General features: G+C 71.8%; 18 protein-coding genes and 1 pseudogene. 13 read left to right on the top strand and 6 right to left on the bottom strand.

Going from position 1 to position 16,603, the window contains the following annotated elements:
• The first annotated feature begins 380 nt into the window (after positions 1-380).
• From ACFU5F_RS35685 to ACFU5F_RS35670, 4 genes are all read left to right on the top strand, one after another.
• Positions 381-575 carry a cold shock domain-containing protein gene (locus ACFU5F_RS35685; protein ID WP_383896625.1) on the top strand — a complete coding sequence of 65 codons (195 nt, stop codon included), beginning with the start codon at positions 381-383 and terminating at the stop codon, positions 573-575.
• Positions 576-743: 168 nt separating this feature from the next.
• Entirely contained in the window at positions 744-2,246 is a 1,503-nt protein-coding gene (locus ACFU5F_RS35680) for a DEAD/DEAH box helicase (protein WP_383896620.1), read from the top strand.
• Positions 2,247-2,350: 104 nt separating this feature from the next.
• Positions 2,351-2,662 (top strand): hypothetical protein, encoded by a 312-nt coding sequence (locus ACFU5F_RS35675; protein WP_383896618.1) that lies wholly within the window; start codon positions 2,351-2,353, stop codon positions 2,660-2,662.
• Between the two features lie 6 nt (positions 2,663-2,668).
• Entirely contained in the window at positions 2,669-2,992 is a 324-nt protein-coding gene (locus tag ACFU5F_RS35670) for an SCO5918 family protein (protein WP_383896615.1), read from the top strand.
• Between the two features lie 284 nt (positions 2,993-3,276).
• Here the strand turns inward: ACFU5F_RS35670 and ACFU5F_RS35665 are convergent, their stop codons facing one another.
• The 3 genes from ACFU5F_RS35665 to ACFU5F_RS35655 form a co-directional block, all read right to left on the bottom strand.
• Positions 3,277-3,678, bottom strand: coding sequence for an STAS domain-containing protein (locus tag ACFU5F_RS35665; RefSeq protein WP_383896612.1), 402 nt, complete (start codon positions 3,676-3,678; stop codon positions 3,277-3,279).
• 316 nt (positions 3,679-3,994) lie between these two features.
• Positions 3,995-4,297 carry a hypothetical protein gene (locus ACFU5F_RS35660; RefSeq protein WP_383896609.1) on the bottom strand — a complete coding sequence of 101 codons (303 nt, stop codon included), beginning with the start codon at positions 4,295-4,297 and terminating at the stop codon, positions 3,995-3,997.
• Between the two features lie 5 nt (positions 4,298-4,302).
• The gene (locus ACFU5F_RS35655; RefSeq protein ID WP_383896606.1) at positions 4,303-4,977 is read right to left on the bottom strand and encodes a DUF5994 family protein; all 675 of its coding nucleotides are present in this window, start codon (positions 4,975-4,977) and stop codon (positions 4,303-4,305) included.
• Between the two features lie 665 nt (positions 4,978-5,642).
• Between ACFU5F_RS35655 and ACFU5F_RS35650 the strand changes: the two genes are divergently transcribed.
• From ACFU5F_RS35650 to ACFU5F_RS35630, 5 genes are all read left to right on the top strand, one after another.
• Complete coding sequence (locus tag ACFU5F_RS35650; protein ID WP_383896622.1) at positions 5,643-5,915, top strand: hypothetical protein; 273 nt, start codon at positions 5,643-5,645, stop codon at positions 5,913-5,915.
• A gap of 80 nt (positions 5,916-5,995) precedes the next feature.
• On the top strand, positions 5,996-6,352 hold the full coding sequence (locus ACFU5F_RS35645) for a PRC-barrel domain-containing protein (RefSeq protein ID WP_383896603.1): 357 nt from the start codon (positions 5,996-5,998) through the stop codon (positions 6,350-6,352).
• A 37-nt stretch (positions 6,353-6,389) separates the two neighbouring features.
• Positions 6,390-6,560 (top strand): hypothetical protein, encoded by a 171-nt coding sequence (locus tag ACFU5F_RS35640; protein ID WP_383896600.1) that lies wholly within the window; start codon positions 6,390-6,392, stop codon positions 6,558-6,560.
• Between the two features lie 278 nt (positions 6,561-6,838).
• On the top strand, positions 6,839-8,587 hold the full coding sequence (locus ACFU5F_RS35635; RefSeq protein ID WP_383896597.1) for a SpoIIE family protein phosphatase: 1,749 nt from the start codon (positions 6,839-6,841) through the stop codon (positions 8,585-8,587).
• A 221-nt stretch (positions 8,588-8,808) separates the two neighbouring features.
• Entirely contained in the window at positions 8,809-9,120 is a 312-nt protein-coding gene (locus ACFU5F_RS35630; RefSeq protein ID WP_383896594.1) for an NIPSNAP family protein, read from the top strand.
• Here ACFU5F_RS35630 and ACFU5F_RS35625 read toward each other — a convergent pair.
• Positions 9,117-10,034 carry a LysR substrate-binding domain-containing protein gene (locus tag ACFU5F_RS35625; RefSeq protein WP_383896591.1) on the bottom strand — a complete coding sequence of 306 codons (918 nt, stop codon included), beginning with the start codon at positions 10,032-10,034 and terminating at the stop codon, positions 9,117-9,119. The genes ACFU5F_RS35630 and ACFU5F_RS35625 overlap by 4 nt on opposite strands.
• Before the next feature lie 79 nt (positions 10,035-10,113).
• On the opposite strand from ACFU5F_RS35625, the gene ACFU5F_RS35620 reads away from it, so the two are divergent.
• A complete protein-coding gene (locus tag ACFU5F_RS35620) occupies positions 10,114-10,851 on the top strand; it encodes a hypothetical protein (RefSeq protein WP_383896588.1) in 738 nt (245 codons plus the stop codon).
• A complete protein-coding gene (locus ACFU5F_RS35615) occupies positions 10,848-11,072 on the top strand; it encodes a hypothetical protein (RefSeq protein ID WP_383896585.1) in 225 nt (74 codons plus the stop codon). Before ACFU5F_RS35620 ends, ACFU5F_RS35615 begins: the two co-directional genes overlap by 4 nt.
• 313 nt (positions 11,073-11,385) lie before the next feature.
• Here ACFU5F_RS35615 and ACFU5F_RS35610 read toward each other — a convergent pair whose 3' ends face one another.
• Together ACFU5F_RS35610 and ACFU5F_RS35605 are read right to left on the bottom strand one after the other, a co-directional pair.
• Positions 11,386-12,522: a PQQ-dependent sugar dehydrogenase gene (locus tag ACFU5F_RS35610; protein ID WP_383896582.1), complete on the bottom strand. Its 1,137-nt coding sequence runs from the start codon at positions 12,520-12,522 to the stop codon at positions 11,386-11,388.
• Positions 12,523-12,827: 305 nt separating this feature from the next.
• Positions 12,828-13,001 carry an SDR family NAD(P)-dependent oxidoreductase gene (locus ACFU5F_RS35605; protein ID WP_383896579.1) on the bottom strand — a complete coding sequence of 58 codons (174 nt, stop codon included), beginning with the start codon at positions 12,999-13,001 and terminating at the stop codon, positions 12,828-12,830.
• Between the two features lie 188 nt (positions 13,002-13,189).
• On the opposite strand from ACFU5F_RS35605, the pseudogene ACFU5F_RS35600 reads away from it, so the two are divergent.
• Both ACFU5F_RS35600 and ACFU5F_RS35595 read left to right on the top strand, forming a co-directional pair.
• Positions 13,190-13,543, top strand: a pseudogene (locus ACFU5F_RS35600) (FCD domain-containing protein); the annotation flags it as partial.
• Between the two features lie 309 nt (positions 13,544-13,852).
• Positions 13,853-16,513 (top strand): RICIN domain-containing protein, encoded by a 2,661-nt coding sequence (locus ACFU5F_RS35595; RefSeq protein ID WP_383896576.1) that lies wholly within the window; start codon positions 13,853-13,855, stop codon positions 16,511-16,513.
• Positions 16,514-16,603: the final 90 nt, after the last annotated feature.

Genomic DNA, 16,603 nt, shown 5'->3' with positions numbered 1-16,603 from the left:
GGCGCCGGGCGGCGGGCGGCGGGCGCCGGGCGCCGGAGTGTGCGGCACCGAGGTGGCCACGGCCGAACGGCTGACGCGGGCAGCGATCGACCCACGCACCACCGCTTCACCGCGAGCGCGCTCCTCGCCCTGTGAGGCCCGGCGTGCTTCCTGGACCGCGACACCGCGGGACGGTGAATCCGCGAGCCTGGCACGAAAGCGGGCGGGATTGTTCCCGGCCCGTGATCGAGTACGCCGTGCTACTGTCGAGTCAATTGCAGTTGCGGTTGCCAAAAGGATCATTTTCCGACGGGTTGATCATCGCGGCGGCACGGAGCCCGCACAAGGTGAACTCCGAGCCCCTTCCCGACGGCGAAAGACATGGCCACCGGCACTGCGCAGTGACTCAACGCCGAAAAGGGTTTCGGTTCATCGTGCGGGACGGCGGCGGCGCCGACGTCTTCGCCCACCGTTCGAACATCGCCACTCAGGGCTTCCGCGAGCTGCGGGAAAGCCAGAGGGTGCCGTTCGACATCGCTCAGGGCCAGAAGGGCCCGACCGCCGAGAACATCGTTCCGGCCCGACACCGGCTCTGACGCATTCTTCGCAGCTGAAGCCCGCACCTCGGGGTGCGGGCCACAGCTCGCCGCATTTCCAGGGGGGATTCACCCCCTGTTGTCTTCGGTCCGTTCTCGCGATTCTCTGCGCCGTTCATCGTGCTGCGGGAATTCCTTGATACGCGCCCGCATCGAGGAAGGTTCCGCATGAACCGAGCACGCCCGTCACGCAGTTCACGCACCGCCCGCACCACTCCCAGCGCGCGCGTCCGCGACCGCTTCGAGGGCCCCGCAGCGGGCCGCTCCGGGACCCGGCACCGCCCCACGGCCAAGCCCAAGGGCCACGGCGGCGGCCGGCCCACCGCGCCCGGCGGCGAGTTCGCGCTGCCGAAGACGACCGCTCCCGCACTGCCCGCCGTCGAGTCGTTCGCCGAACTCGCCATGCCGACACCGCTGTTGGCCGCGCTCGGCCACGAGGGCGTGACCGTGCCGTTTCCGATCCAGGCGGCGACCCTGCCCAACTCCCTGGCCGGCCGTGACGTGCTCGGCCGCGGCCGCACGGGTTCCGGCAAGACCCTCGCCTTCGGCCTCCCCGTGCTGGCCCGTACGGCGGGCCTCCGCGCCGAGCCGCGGCAGCCGCTGGCCCTGGTCCTGGTGCCCACCCGCGAGCTCGCCCAGCAGGTCACCGACGCGCTCACCCCGTATGCCCGCGCCGTACGGCTGCGACTGGCCACCGTGGTCGGCGGAATGTCGATCGGACGGCAGGCGAACGCGCTGCGGGACGGGGCGGAGGTGGTCGTCGCGACGCCGGGACGGCTCAAGGACCTCATCGACCGAGGTGACTGCCGACTGCGCGACGTCGCCGTCACCGTCCTGGACGAGGCGGACCAGATGACCGACATGGGGTTCATGCCCCAGGTCACCGCCCTGCTCGACCAGGTACGCCCCGGCGGCCAGCGCATGCTCTTCTCCGCCACCCTGGACCGCAACGTCGACCTGCTGGTCCGCCGCTACCTGACCGACCCGGTCGTCCACTCCGTCGACCCGTCGGCGGGTGCCGTCACCACGATGGAGCACCACGTCCTCCATGTGCACGAGGCGGACAAGCACCGCACGACGACCGAGATCGCGGCGCGGGACGGCCAGGTGATCATGTTCCTGGACACCAAGCACGCGGTGGACCGGCTGACCCGGCACCTCCTCGGCAGCGGCGTCCGCGCCGCCGCGCTGCACGGGGGCAGGTCCCAGCCGCAGCGCAACCGGACCCTGGCCCAGTTCAAGGACGGTCACGTCACGGTGCTGGTGGCCACCAACGTCGCGGCACGCGGCATCCACGTCGACGACCTCGACCTGGTCGTCAACGTGGACCCGCCCGGTGACCACAAGGACTACCTGCACCGCGGTGGCCGCACGGCCCGCGCCGGCGCGTCCGGCAGGGTCGTCACCCTGGTCACCCCAGGACAGCGCCGCGACATGAGCCGGCTGATGGCCTCGGCCGGCATCACCCCGACGACCACCGCGGTGCGCTCGGGCGAGGCGGCGCTGAGCCTCATCACCGGCGCCCAGACCCCCTCCGGTGTGCCGGTCGTCGTCACCGCGCCGGCCGCGGAGCCGTCCCCCCGGGTCAGGGCCGGTGCGCCGGCCTCGACCCGGAGCCGACGAGGCCGCGCCGCTCGGGGCCGGTCCGCGGGCAAGCGCCGCGCCGCGTGACGTGTCGGCGGTGGGCCGCCGGCGATCCGGCGGCCCGCCGGAGTCTCTCGACGCGAAGCAACGAGAACCGACCAGAACGTCCACCCGTACCGCAGGAGGCAGCCGTGACACCGGTTCAGACGCATCGACGCCCCACCGCTCCCCAGTTCGCGAACAGGGCCGGTCACCCGATCCCGACCGAGCTGCGGGTCGGTGACGACATGACCGTCGAGGTCGCCCTGTCCGTCATGGCGGGTGCCGGTGTGGAGCACCTGCTCCTGTGCGACGAGGACGACGAACGCACCGGCTCGGTCTCCCGGGCCGAACTCGTCGTGCACCGCGGCAGTTCCACGTACTCGGACCGCGTCCGCCTGCGGGACGTCCTCGTCGGACCCTTCCCGCACCCTGTCGTCCGTCTCCCTCTCCTTCCCCAGTGAGGCATCATGCGCTGTGTCATCGCCCGATACCCGTTCGAACTGACCAAGGGCGGAGTGCTCGCCTCGATGGCGGGCGTCAACCCCGAGGTCGTCACCGGTGAATCCGTGACCATCGGCCGCCGCCGGTATCCCGTCAAGCAGGTCGGTGAGGTCATCACCCGGCAGGACAGCCGCGACTTCAGCGGCGGCGAGGTGTTCCGGGCCATGGTCCGCCTCGGCTTCACCTGCCACGCAGGCCCCCAGGCCGCGCCGCCCGTGGCCCCGGCTGCCCTCAACCCCCTCCAGGTCGCCTCGGCACTGCTCGGGAGCCCTGACCCGCAGAACGCCTGACGCCTACGCCTACGCCTGACGCCTCGCGGCGGGGCACTCGGCCGCCTGCCCTCCGGGAAGCCGCGACCGGATCGAGGAACTGAGCGCACATGTCCTGCTCGTAGGCCCCGCTCGTACGTCCCGCTCGTACGTCGCTCGTCCGACCCGCCCGAGCCCTGCCGGGCGGGTCGGACCGTTCGGCCGCCTGTTGCCCGCATCGGCTGCGGACAACAGGCGGCCTCTGACGTGGTGCGTGATCGGGAGCTGCCGCGCCTTCCTCACCAGGCTCGCCTGCCTCACCTGTCTCACCTGCCGCGGCTCCCGCGGGTCGGGGCGGTCACCGCACGGCACACGACGGTCGGCACCCGCGGGGAGACCGACCGGACCGCGTGTTCCTCGTCGAGAAGGAACCCAGAGCCGGTCATCTCGATGACGCGGGCCATCGCCGGGGGCGCATGGCGCAGTCGGAGGACCGTTCCGGCATCGGCGCCGAGCCAGGATGCCGTGAGGAAGGCATGGAGTCCGCTGACGTCGCAGAAGGTGACCGCCGTGAGATCGACGTCGATGCCATGGACGCCGTCGCGCAGGCATGCGGCCAGTGCGGCGTACACGCGCGGGACGGTTGCCAGGTCGATCTCTCCTGAGAGGGTGAGGAGCGCGCCAGTGGTGCGGTCGTGCCGGGAGACGTGCAACTGGGGCAGAGGCATGGTTCCTCGGTTCGCGACATCCGTCGCGGTGGTTCCGCGGGAGGGCCGGGGCCGGCCACGCGCGGTGTGCCGCCGATACGGGGGGTGTGGGTGCGGTGACGTGCGAACAACCGTTCCGTTCAGGGCGTCGACGAACTCGCCGACGCGTCGGTCGTCCGGGGAAGCGCCGTGGAACGACCGGCCAGGGACGGGCGGTGGGGACGTGCGGTGGGGGCGTCCTGACCTGGGCGCCGTGCCCTGGAGCGTTCCGACCCGGCCTGGACGGCGACGGCGACGGCGGACGACCGGCTCGCCGCCCGCTCCTGGGCGTCGCGGCCTACGGCTGCGCCCTGTCCGGGCGGTCCGAGCGGGCGTTCACGGCGCCTTGACGGGTGCGGCGCCGGAGGCGGTGGTGGAGCCGCCCATGTCCTGCGTCACGCCGACGGCCCGTGCCGGTCGTCCCCGCCCGGACCCGTGCCTTCCGCGGAGCGGGCGGTGGCGGTCCCGCGACGGGCATCCCGGAGTGACCGTAGTGGAAGGCGGCGATGCGGTCGCCGTGCTGTGAGTTGAGCCGGTGGATGAGGAGCGCGCCGAAGGCGATCACCGCGAGGATCACGATCACGGTCAGGAATGTCTCCACGGTCCTCACCTTCCCATCGGCTGGTGCCGTACCGCCGCCGGCACGGCGGCCGTCCCGACGCCCAGGCCGGCCGTCGCCACGGTCATGAGGGCCGTCACCGGGGTCATGGTCGGGACCCGTGACCGTACGGCCTGGTCGCCGGTCTCATGTCCCCCTTCGGACTCCCAGACCGCCTCCCCGGCCCGGTCGGTCTCCGCCACCGCAGGCAGGCGTGCCTCCCGCTCCATCAACAGGCTCGCGGTCGACGTGCCCAGGGGGTCGCTCGCGGCGGCCATCAGCCGGGCGGCCGATGCGGGGGACGTGTGCGGCGGGATCACCAGGAGGTTCCAGCGGCCCACATGGTAGGAGAGCAGCAGCACTTCGTGGGGGTCCTGCTCGGACCGGAACCAGCCCACTTTCACCACGTGCCCCGCGACGGGCACCTTGCGCGGAACGACCGGCCAGTGGACGGGATTCACCGTCACCCGGGTGATCCGCCCCCACAGCGGGTCCAGCACGGCCGTCAGGGAAGGGAGTTCCGCTTCGAGATCGCGGGAGCGCGGCCACCACGCGCCGTCCAGCAGGGCAGGTGCGGGACCGACGGGAGCCAACGACAGACGGAGCGAGGGCGAGAGCGGATGCGAGGAGGAGGAGCGGGCGGCGGCTTCGGCTGTCGGCGGGTGGGAAATGGTCATGGTCATGACGCGAACCCTGCCCCGGGCCGATCACGACCGGCCCGGTGTATTCGATCGCCGAAAACAACACGAGCCTGAAAGCCGGTGTGTGAAATATCCTCGGTGTCTTCGAGCGTACTCCTCGGCCGGGCCCGGCGGACCGCCGGGCCCGGCCGAGACCCCGTCCGTGGGCCCTCCCGCTGACCGTCGTCGGCGGCCACCGGCGTTAGCCGGTAGCGGGGGCGGCGTCCGGAACGGCTGGCAACGCCTCTTCGGGGAGTGGGGCGGGCCCCGGGGAGCATGTCGCACCCCGGCTCCGACGTCAGCGTCGCTCCGACGGGGGACCGAGAGCCCTCGTCGATTCCCTGGGGAAGTGCGGGTCCGTGGCGACATCACGACTGCTCGTCACCGCCCGGCCGCGCACGGGCTGCCAGATCCGTCCGCCGCGACGACGCGCCGCTTGGCTGTGTTACGCACCGCACCGCGCACGTACCGCACACAAGCGCACCGTACGCGCCCACCGCACGCGGACACATCGCCCGCCGGTGAGCGCGCGTGCCGCCGCGCCGTGCCACCTCGCCGCCATCCGCCGCCCGACAAAACCGCTGGCCGTGGGCGGGTACCGGCGTAGGGCCCGGAGTAGAGTGAGGACGGGGAGCCGGTCCGGGAGCCCAGGACGAGTGGCGGTGACCATGGCGACACTGCACCAGCGGAAAACCCACCGCGAAGCGATCATGAAGACCCTGTACGACGACATGGAAGGCAGTGGCCTTCCCGACGTCTCCGGGGCCAGGCTGCGCGACGAGTTGGAGATCCCCGAGCACGATCTGGCGGCGGCCTGCACCTACCTGGTGGGCGAGGGGCTCGTCACGGTCCGCTGGGCCCATGGAGAGGTGCCTGCGACGGTCGTGCTGACGCATCAGGGGATACGGCTCATGGAGGCCGCGGAGGAGAACCGCGGCTGACCGCGCGAGGGCGCCTGGGACACCGGGGCCGGGGTACTCGTACGTACCACCCGGCAGAGCGTGCAGACAGGGAGCAGGCCATGATCCGTCCAGCCGACATCCGCGAGTGGCGCAACCAGGACGTGGTCGACGAGAAGCAGCGCAAGATCGGCATGCTCGAAGCGGTCTACGTCGACACCGCCACCGACGAGCCGGCCATGGCCACCGTCCGGACCGGACTGCCCACCCGCCACCGGCTGGTGTTCGTCCCCCTCGACGACGCGGTCCTCGGACCGGCCTACGTCCGGGTCTCCTACACCAAGGGACAGGTGCGCAGGGCCCCGTCGATCGGGACGGACGACGTCCTGCCGGCCGAGCAGGAGGAGGAGATCTTCCAGCACTACGGGCTGACGTACCGGCCGGGGGCGGCCGGCGAACGTCAGCTCGCACGCCGGTGACCGCGCGCCCCCGGCACGGAGGAGATGGTCCGCGGTGATGGCGCTCTTTCTTCTGCTGGTCCTGGTGGCCGTCGTCCTGGGAATCATCGGTGTGACGGCGGAGGGGCTCGGCTTTCTCCTGGCCATCGGCATCGTGGTCCTCGCCGCAACCGTGATCTTCTTCGCGGTGCGGGTGTCCCTGCGCACCAAGCGGCGTCCCCTCCGCTGATGCCGGGGCCGAGGCCGACGCGGTGGACGACGCCGTGCCGTGGACGGGCGCTCGGGAGGTGGCGTACGCATCGCCGTGTCAGGCGGGTCGAACCGGCGCGATCGTCGTGTCGGGCTTGAGCGATCGTCGTGTCGGGCGGGCGCGATCGTCGTGTCGGGCGTGCGCGCGGGGATCCGTCGGGGGACCATCGGTCACCGGTGTGTCGGTTTCCCTGCCGTGTGTCCGGTTCCCGACGCGCCCCGGTCCTCGGTGCGGGGCCGTCATGGCGGGAGGACGGCATGGTCGAGGGTGCGGTACCCGGTACGGGGGACGAGGAACGGTCGCGGCCGGCGGCCGAGCCGGACCTCTGGCGGCAGGTGGTCGAGCAGCTGAGCACCGCTGTGATGGTGGTCGATCCGGCCGCACGGATCCTCGCTGTCAACCCGGCCGCCGAGCGGCTGCTGGGCCGTACCGCCGACGCGATGCGCGGAAGGGACGCGCACGAACTGCTGCACCGGGACGCGGGCGGCGGCGCTCTGGTCCGCGAGCGCTGCCCGCTGCTCCGGGCGCTGGCCGAGAGGGCTGCCGCGGGCGGGGACGGCGACAGTTACCTGCGCGGTGACGGCCGCCTGATCACCATCGCCTGGTCCGCCTCTCCCCTGACGGACTCCGGCTCCTTCACGGGCATGGCCGTGCTGTTCACCGACTCCACGGGCGGCCGCGGCACGCGCCGGGAGCGCGCGGAACGGGCGGAGCGGGCTGCCTACACCAGTGCCCTGGAGGACCTCACCGAGCGGCTGACGCTGGTCGCGGACATCACCGACGTACTGGGCCAGACCCTGGACGCCGACGAGGCCCTCGCCCGGCTGGGCCGCCTGCTGGTACCCCGCCTCGCCGACTGGACCGCGGTGGACCTCCGGACCGGCTCCGGGCAGGTGCACCGCGTCGCGGTGACAGGTCCCACGGGCCGCGACACGGCACTGGAGGGCGGGCGCGAGCACCTCCCCGAAGCGGGGGAGGCGGACCCGTCGCCCCTCGTCCAGGTGCTGAACGGCGGTGATCCCGTGCTGTGGGACAGCGTGGGAGCGGCCGTATCGCCCGGCTCACCCCTGGCCGCCCACCACGGCGACTTCCTGCGGACGGTGGGCGCGACATCCGTCGTCACGGTGCCGCTGGGCTCGGGACCGCGGATCACCGGCGCCCTGACGCTGGTCCGCACCGACCCCGCGCACCCCTTCGACGCCGCCGACCTGGAGGTGGTGAGCGACATCGGCCACCGGGTCGGTCTGGTCGTCGACAACGCGCGACGGTTCGGCCGCCAGCGTGCCGTCGCCGAGGCCATGCAGCGCAACCTGCTCGGTCCGCTGCCCCGGCACGGCCGACTGCGGCTGGCCGCCCGCTACCAGCCCGCCCCCGTCGGGTCCCAGGTCGGCGGTGACTGGTACGACGCGTTCGAGCTGAAGGACGGCACGCTCGCGCTGGTCATCGGCGACGTCGTGGGCCACGACCTGACCGCGGCGGCCGGCATGTCCCAACTGCACGGCATCCTGCGCTCCCTGGCCTGGGACCACGGAGGGCCGCCGGGCAGCGTTGTCGACCACCTCGACGACGCCATGCCCGCGATCACCACCGTTCCCATGGCCACCCTCGTCCTCGCCCGGGTCGAAGGCCATCCGCACGACGGCCCATGGACCCTGCGGTGGACCAGCGCCGGGCATCCGCCGCCGCTGCTCCTCACTCCCGGCGGACACGCGCGGTACCTCGAAGCCGGGCAGGGACTCCTCCTCGGCGCTCACCTGGGCGACGGAGGCAGTCGGCCGAACGCCACGGAACCCCTGCCGCCGGGTTCCACGCTGCTGCTCTACACCGACGGCCTGATCGAGATCCCCGGCAGTGACCTCGACACCGGCCTGACCCGCCTGCGCCGCCACGCCCTGGGGCTCGCGCACGCGTCCCTGGACACACTGTGCGACCAGTTGCTCGCCCGTATGCCACCCGGCAGCACCGACGACGTGGCCCTCCTCGCCCTGCGGCTGCCGTCGGCGTGACAGCGGGCGGGCGACGTTCCGGAACCGTCCCGCACGGTGGTAGCGCACATCGCCGCCTCCCTGCCGCAAGGCCCTCAGCCCGCTTGTCCACCGTCAGCACGGCACCGGGCAGCGGGTGAGCGAGTCGCGGCGCGCAGCCGGATCCCGGATCCCGCCGCTCCCGGACGATCCCGGTCTCAGCCCCTCATCGAGCCCGAACCGTCACACGGCATCATGCAGGCGTGATCACCATTCATCTCAAGTATGAGATCGACGCCGACAAGCTCGAGGATTTCGAGGAATACGGCCGCCGCTGGGTCCGGCTCGTCAACCGTTTCGGCGGGACGCACCACGGCTACTTCCTGCCGAGTGAGGGCGACAGCGACATCGCCTACGCCCTGTTCTCGTTTCCCAGCCTGGCCGCGTACGAGCAGTACCGCACGGACAGCATGTCCGACCCGGAGTGCCGGGAAGCGTTCCAACTGGCCCGTGACACCCGCTGCATCAGACGGTACGAGCGCCGGTTCCTGCGACCGCTCGACGGCGTGTCCTAGACCGGAGGAAGGCGCGGGGTGCGGTTCTCCCGCGCGGCCACGCGCAGCGCTGCGACGACGGCCGTGGTCGTCGGGTTCGCCGTCTCGGTGCGACGCGTCGCGGCGAACAGCAGACGCCGGACAGGGCGGTCCTCGATGGGCACCGTGCGGATTCCGGGTGTGGCCGGGTCGATAGCGGTCCGGGGGACGAGCGCGGTGGCGAGGCCGGCCCGTGCGACGGCGAGCTGGGCGGCGATGTCGGCGGTGACGTAGCGCGCCGTGGGGGTGAAGCCGGCCTGGTGACAGGCGTGCAGGATGGCCTGTCCGCAGGCCGTGGTGGGCGGCGGCACGGCGAGGCTGTGCACGGCCAGTTCCCGCAGGGCTACGGGCCGCTCGTCGCCCTGGCCGGCCGCGGTGACGACGAGCAGCGGATCGTCGAGCAGCGGGGAGACCTCGATGCCCCGGGGTGTGGCATCGGGCAGGTGGTGATACCGCTGCCCCAGCACCACATCGACGGTGCCGAGGGTGAGTTCCCGCAGTTGCGCCTGGTCGGTGACGAGACAGGTCACGGTGAGCTGCGGGTGCTCCGATCCCAGCGCGGTCAGTGCGGGGGCCACGATCCGGGCGACGGTCGAGGGCAACGCGGCGAGCGTGGCGGTGGTGCCGACCGTGCCCTTGACCGCCGCGACGGCACTCTCGGCCTCCTGCACGGCGGCGAGGATCCGGTCGGCGTGTTCGAGCAGCACCCGGCCCGCCTCCGTCAGCGCCACGGTCCGCCCGTCGGGGCGCAGCAGATCGACTCCCACATCGCGCCGCAGCGCGGACAACTGCTGGGACACGGCACCGGCGGACAGCGCCAGAGACTGGGCGGCCGCGGCGATGGAGCCGCGGGCGGCGACGGTCTTGAGCATGTGCAGGCGGCGGACATCCAGCATGACTCGATAGATTACCTAAAGGGTTCCATCAGAAATACACCCCTTGACCTATTGAGTCATGGTGAGCGACCTTCAGCCCATGGAGATCCTCGACTGCATCGCCGCGGTTGCCCGGCCCATCCACGATTTCGGTGACGAGTTCATGTCCGACGAGGCGACCGCCGCCGTCGGTCTGCGTGCCGGCTTTCCCGCAGGGCGCGGCTTCTACTGCCGCGGCCGGTTCGGGGTGCTCGGCGAGGCGTCGGTCGACGTGGTCCAAACGGTGCAGGGCTTCCTCGGCCCCGGCCTGGTCACCGCGGGCTGGCTGGCGGGACGGCCCGTGATGCCGGCGGAGGAAGCCGTCGGCTGGTATGCGCAGGCCGTCCGCACGTGGGGGCACGCCCACATCCCCGCGGACGTCGACGTGGAACACTTCAATCGCCTGGCGCAGCGGATGATCGACGCCGCCGACGCCGACGCGCTGCCTCTGTTCGCCGGCTGGCGCACACAGCCCTGCCCCACCGACGACCCGGTCGGTGCGGCCATGCAGCGCATACACGTACTGCGCGAACACCGTGGCGCCTGCCATCTGGCGGCGGTGCGCCTGAGCGGGCTGAGCTCCCGAGAGGCAATGGTCATCAACCTCGGCGTCGAGCAGGCGACCCACTACGGCTGGCAGGACCCACAGCCTGTTGCCGAAAAGCTGGTCCCGCGATGGCGGCGGGCCGAGCACCTCACCGACGAGCTGCAGGCGCCGCTCTACGCCACGCTGGGCGACCGGCAACGTACCGAATTCGTCCAGCTCGTGCGTGCGTTGACCGCCACCCCGGCCCCGTGACCGACGTCGAGAGCGCCAACGGCCACACGAAGCCCGCCAACACCCGCCGCGTACCCGAGTCTCTCGGCACCCTCTTCCTGCACGTCACCACGGATCTCGTCGGGATCCCAGCAAGCGCGGCTCAACAGGTGCTGCAGCCCGGCAGGAGTGCGGTGAACGGCATGCTCGGCCGGCGGCCGGCTGTTCGTGCGGCCACCGGCCCGAGCAGGCCGTGCACATAGGTCCGCATCCGCCGCCGAGAGCCGCCGGCGGATACCGATCGCTTCGGCGAGCGCATCGACTCGGGCGGGCCGGCCAGCCTGCCGCCGGTCCCGGGCCGAGCCCGGAGAGCCCCGACCCGCATATCGCCCCGAAGGCGCGACACCGACTCAGCGTCGTCCAGGAACAGTGGCCGAACTGCAGACCCTGCACCCGAAGGACGTCAAGGCTCTCGGGCCGGGGCAGCGCGTGCCTCAAGCGGGCCGGAGATCTTGGAGGTGAACCACCCGACCTGGGTGATATTCGTACCCCCGGGGCTTCCTCCTCCGGAAGTCGTCACGCCGGGTCGATGCGGGAGACGCTGCCACGCAGGTCGAGCACGTACAGCTCGCCATTACCTCCCTGCACGAACGAGACGACCCGGCCGCCGTCGACTCCGAGGTCGCTCACGCCGGTCACCTTGCCGTTCTCCATCTGCAGAGCGCGGATGGTGCCGTCGCAGTAGTCGCTGAAGACGTACTGACCCTTGAGGTCCCGGATCGCCTCGCCTCGGTAGACGTATCCGCCGGTCACCGAGCAGCCAGGCCCGCTGCGGTCGTACTCGTGAATCGGCGGTACGTGGTTCGCGGGCTCCGTGCCGCCCCGGAAGGGATGGTTGCCCTCCATCTGGGACCAGCCGTAGTTCTCGCCACCCTTGCTGGTTGCCGGGGCCCAGTCGATCTCCTCCCAGGCGCTCTGGCCGACGTCCCCGATCAGCAGGTCGCCCGTGCCCGCGTCGAAGGAGAACCGCCACGGATTGCGCAACCCGTACGCCCAGATCTCGTCCTTCGCGTTCGGGTCGTCCACGAACGGGTTGCCCGGCGGGATCGCGTACGGCTTGCCGCCGCTCGGGTCGATCCGCAGCAGCTTGCCGAGCAGCGTGCCGAGGTTCTGGCCGTTGCCGTGCGGGTCGCCACCCGAGCCGCCGTCGCCGAGCGCGATGTAGAGGTAGCCGTCGGGGCCGAACTTGATGTCGCCGCCGTTGTGGTTCGCGTAGGGCTGTGTCTGAGTGAGGACGGTGCGCCGGGTGTCCGGCTGGATCCTGCCGTCCCGCACCGCGAACTCGTCCACGGTACTGGTGCCTTGGAGGTTCGTGAACGAGATGTAGAAGTGCGCGAACTCCTTGTCGAACGTGATGCCCAGCAGGCCGCGTTCGCCGTTGGTGGTGGTCTCGCCGGATATGTCGAGGACGGGCGCGCCGAGCCCTTCATCGCCCAAGACCCTTACCCTGCCCGCGCGTTCGGCTATCCAGACCGTGCCACCGGGGCCGGCGGCGCCGGCGGATGGATTCTGGGCCGTGGCCACTTTCTTGAGCACGGCCTTCGCTGCCGGACGTGGGGCGCTGAGCTCGTCGGCAGACGCCGTGGTCAAAGCGAGGGAAACGACGAGGCAGAGGGTGCCGATGATCGCCGAGCTCCTGGTGCGAACTTTCACCGTGATCCTCCTAGCGGCAGCGAACGGGGGAGAGCACCCGGCTGCCAGGGGCAGAGACAGGTGGGTGTCGTCCACGCCGGCACGCGAACCTGGGGGGTGGGGGGATGGTGCGCTACTGGCACAGGGGAGGCTACCGGGACAGGGGTTGTTGAAATAGATCAGACTCCGCCACCCATTTACCTCCGCTCCCCCCGGTTGGCTCCCTTGAGGAGGATCTTGACGCCGCTGACGTACACGCCGCCGCCGGGGCGCACCTCGACGGTGCGGAAGCCAATCTCTCGTCGACGCGGTGGACGGTGCGGCGGTCACCGGCGCGGAGCGCGACCTCGTTCGCGGGCGAGGGCCCGGGCGAAGCCCAGGAGGGCGGCCTCCGCGGCCGAGTAGGCCACTCCCCCGAAGACCCCGCCCCCGCGCTCGGCGGAGACGGACGACAGGAAGACGATGCGGCCGAAGCCGCGCTCGGCCATTCCGGGCGCCACGCGGTGGGCGAACAGGAAGCTTCCTTCCTCGGAGATTGACCTCGACGATCCGGTCCCACTCCTCGTGCGTGACGTCGAGGAAGCGGGTCGGAGACGTGACCCCCGCGTTGTTCACCAGGGCGCCGATCGGCGGGAGTGCCGCTTCGGCGCCGTGATCGCGGCGTCGACCGCGTCTCGCGTCGCCGCGCAGGCGGGAGGCGGCCGAGGCCCTGCGCGGGGCACTGGACCGGCTCCGGGAGGCCTTCGACTCGGGCGCGGACCTGACGGCGACGGCCGAGGCCGACCTCGGCTTCCACCTCCTGCTGTGCGAGCTGTCCGGCAACTCCATGCTGGTCAGGACCTGGCGGCACCGGGAAGGGCCGATCCGCGTGACCGTGATGAGCGCCGGCGACGAGCAACGCCGCCTGCCGATGTCCGCCGTTCGGCACGAACCCATCGTCGACGCCATCGAGCGCGGCGACGAGGCCGGCGCGCTGGAGGTACTGCGAGAGCACATGGCCCTGGCCGGCTCCCAGTTGGCCGACCCCGACGACCGCGCCTGAGCGGCACAGGCGCGGGGCGCGGGACGGTCAAGCGCCCCGGGCGTGACGGCAGAGTCCCGGCTCCGCACCGCTTCAGGGCCGACGCCCCGGCCACCGACATGTCGTGGGTCCTCGGCGACGACGACGGCACCGACCCGGTCCCCCGGTCCCCCGGTCAGCATTCGCCGGACACCGAGATGACCCGAAAAAGTCCGCCATCTCATGGCAACCCTTTGCGGAGCCTGCGGCAACAAGGAAGCGGATTCGGCCAGTTCGTCTGTCCGGATCCGCCTTCTCTCGTGAACGGCTCGCAAGGAGAACCTGCTCCCCATGAACAACCCCACGAACGGCGGGCGCCGCGGGCGTCACCGTCGTCGCTGGACCGCCACCGCCGTGCTGCTCGGCGCGCCCCTCGCCGTCGTGCCGTACCTCCTGTTCACGCAGGAGGACTCGCAGGCCGCCACCGTCGACGCGGACGCCTACTACCGGCTGGTCTCCGTGCGCAGTGGCAAGGTGCTGGACGTCAACGGCTACTCCACCGCCGACGGCACCCGTATCCAGCAGTGGACCGACCAGAACACCGCCAACCAGCAGTGGAAGCTGAAGTCCGCCGGGGGCGGCTTCTACGAGCTGGTGAACCGCAACAGCGGCAAGGTGCTGGGCATAGCCAGGAACTCGACTGCTCGCGGGGCCGCCGCCGAGCAGCAGACCGACAGTTCGGCCACCTCCCAGGAGTGGCGGATCGACGACGTGAGCGGTTCCGGGGCCGTCACCCTCACCTCCCGCAGGAGCGGCCAGGTCCTGGACGTCTCCGGTGGCTCCACGGCACAGGGCGCGGCGGTCATCCAGTATCCCGCCAAGGGCAGCACCAACCAGCAGTGGAAGCTGGTGAAGACGGGCGGGACCGGCGGGACCGGCGCGTCCGGGAACGGCGGTACCGGGAACACCGTCAAGGCCGGACCGTATGTGTGGAAGAACGCCCAGGTGGTGGGCGGCGGTTACGTCACCGGTCTGGTGTTCAACCAGAAGGAGAAGGGGCTGCTGTACGCGCGTACCGACATGGGCGGCGCCTACCGCTGGGACACCGGGGCCGAGCAGTGGATCCCGCTGACCGACTGGGTCGGCGAGAAGGACTGGAACCTGCTGGGCATCGACTCGCTGGCCACCGACCCCTCCGACCCCGACCGGCTCTACCTCGGGGCGGGCACCTACACCAACGAGTGGGCGGGCAACGGCGCGATCCTGCGTTCCACCGACCGGGGCCGCACCTTCAAGCGCACCGACCTGCCGTTCAAGCTGGGCGCCAACGAGGACGGCCGCGGGGCGGGCGAACGGCTCGTGGTCGACCCCGCGGACAACGGCACCCTCTTGCTGGGCAGCCGCAAGAACGGCCTGTGGCGCAGCACCGACCACGGTGCGACATGGCGTCAGGTCTCCTCGTTCCCGGTCAAGGACGGGGCGGGCAGCGGCGCGGGCATCTCCTTCGTGACGTACGGCCCGGCCGGCAGCAAGACGATCTACGTCGGTGTCGGCGACAGGTCCACCTCCCTGTACCGCTCCACCGACGGCGGCAGCAGCTGGCAGGCCGTCTCCGGTCAGCCCACCGGTCAGATGCCGCAGCACGGGGTGCTCTCCGGTGACGGGTCGCTGTACCTGACGTACACCGACAACCTCGGGCCCAACGGCGTGACGGCGGGCTCGGTGTGGAAGTACACGCCGGACCGCGGGGTGTGGAAGAACATCTCCCCGTCCCAGGGCAACTACGGGTTCTCCGGTCTGGCCGTCGACCCGCGCAAGCCCTCCACGGTGATGGTCACCACCCTCGGCCGCTGGTGGCCCGAGGACGAGATCTACCGGACCACCGACGGCGGCGCGAACTGGAAGGCACTGGCCGACAAGTCGGTGCGCAGCGCCTCCGCCGCTCCCTACGTCGGCACCCACACCGGGCACTGGATGACCGCCCTGGCCATCGACCCCTTCGACTCCGGGCACGTGCTGTACGGCACCGGCAACGGCATCCTGCGCAGCAAGGACGCCGGCGCCTCCGACAGCGGCGGCACCAGCCACTGGACCATGGGCGCCCGAGGGCTGGAGGAGACCGCGCTGATGGACGCGATCGCCCCTCCGGGCGGCGCCGCCGTCATCACCGCCATGGGCGACCAGGGCGGCTTCCGGCACGACTCCCTGACCAAGGTGCCCTCCGGTCGGCTGAACAACCCGATGATGACCAACAGCACCGACATCGACTTCGCCCAGTCGAAGCCCTCGATGATGGTCCGCGTCGGGCGTGGTGGCGCGCAGGACGGCGCGTACTCCACCGATGGCGGCGTCAGCTGGAACGGCTTCAAGGCGGAGCCCGTTCCCTCTGCCCAGGACGGTCACATCGCGCTCTCGGCGGACGGCTCCACCATCGTCTGGACCGAGGCCGGTGAGGCCCCCTACCGCTCGACCGACAACGGGGCGAGCTGGTCCAGGGTCGGCGGCCTGGGCAACGGCGCCGTGGTCGTCGCCGACCGCTCCTCGGCCAGGACGTTCTACTCGCTGTCCGGCGGCACGCTGCACGCCAGCACCGACGGCGGCGCCACCTTCACCGCCCGCTCCGGAGACCTGCCCTCCGGCCGGCTCACGGCCGTTCCCGGCGTCGCGGGGGACCTCTGGATCGCCGGCCGCGGCAAGGGGCTGCTGCACTCCACCGACGGCGGCCGCACCTTCACGACCCTCAAGTCGGTGCAGTCCGCGTCCGCCCTCGGCTTCGGCAAGGCCGCGTCGGGCGCCGACTACCAGGCGCTGTACCTGATCGGCACCGTCAAGGACGTCACCGGCGTCTTCCGCTCCACGGACAAGGGCGCCACCTGGCTCCGCGTCAACGACGACGCCCACCAGTGGGGCAGCATCGGCGGCACCGGCGTCGTCACCGGCGACCCGGACACCTTCGGCCGGGTCTACGTCGGCACCAACGGACGCGGTCTGCAGTACGGCGACCCGTCCTGACCTCTTCCCCCCGAGGCCCCCGCCCGCCCGTGCGGGGCGGGGCCGGGGGCCACCCGGCCCACGGCCCCGCCCCCTCGGCCCTCCGCGGGC

Source organism: Streptomyces sp. NPDC057438, from assembly GCF_042802995.1.
Classification (GTDB): Bacteria; Actinomycetota; Actinomycetes; order Streptomycetales; family Streptomycetaceae; genus Streptomyces.
Note: the sequence above shows the minus strand (reverse complement) of the source record. Positions and strands in the feature narration are given on the sequence as shown.

Coding starts and splice junctions, on each gene's coding strand:
- ACFU5F_RS35680 (WP_383896620.1), top strand. CDS start 744: ATGAACCGAGCACGCCCGTCACGCAGTTCACGCACCGCCCGCACCACT.
- ACFU5F_RS35670 (WP_383896615.1), top strand. CDS start 2,669: ATGCGCTGTGTCATCGCCCGATACCCGTTCGAACTGACCAAGGGCGGA.
- ACFU5F_RS35665 (WP_383896612.1), bottom strand. CDS start 3,678: ATGCCTCTGCCCCAGTTGCACGTCTCCCGGCACGACCGCACCACTGGC.
- ACFU5F_RS35655 (WP_383896606.1), bottom strand. CDS start 4,977: ATGACCATGACCATTTCCCACCCGCCGACAGCCGAAGCCGCCGCCCGC.
- ACFU5F_RS35650 (WP_383896622.1), top strand. CDS start 5,643: ATGGCGACACTGCACCAGCGGAAAACCCACCGCGAAGCGATCATGAAG.
- ACFU5F_RS35645 (WP_383896603.1), top strand. CDS start 5,996: ATGATCCGTCCAGCCGACATCCGCGAGTGGCGCAACCAGGACGTGGTC.
- ACFU5F_RS35640 (WP_383896600.1), top strand. CDS start 6,390: ATGGCGCTCTTTCTTCTGCTGGTCCTGGTGGCCGTCGTCCTGGGAATC.
- ACFU5F_RS35635 (WP_383896597.1), top strand. CDS start 6,839: ATGGTCGAGGGTGCGGTACCCGGTACGGGGGACGAGGAACGGTCGCGG.
- ACFU5F_RS35625 (WP_383896591.1), bottom strand. CDS start 10,034: ATGCTGGATGTCCGCCGCCTGCACATGCTCAAGACCGTCGCCGCCCGC.
- ACFU5F_RS35620 (WP_383896588.1), top strand. CDS start 10,114: ATGGAGATCCTCGACTGCATCGCCGCGGTTGCCCGGCCCATCCACGAT.
- ACFU5F_RS35595 (WP_383896576.1), top strand. CDS start 13,853: ATGAACAACCCCACGAACGGCGGGCGCCGCGGGCGTCACCGTCGTCGC.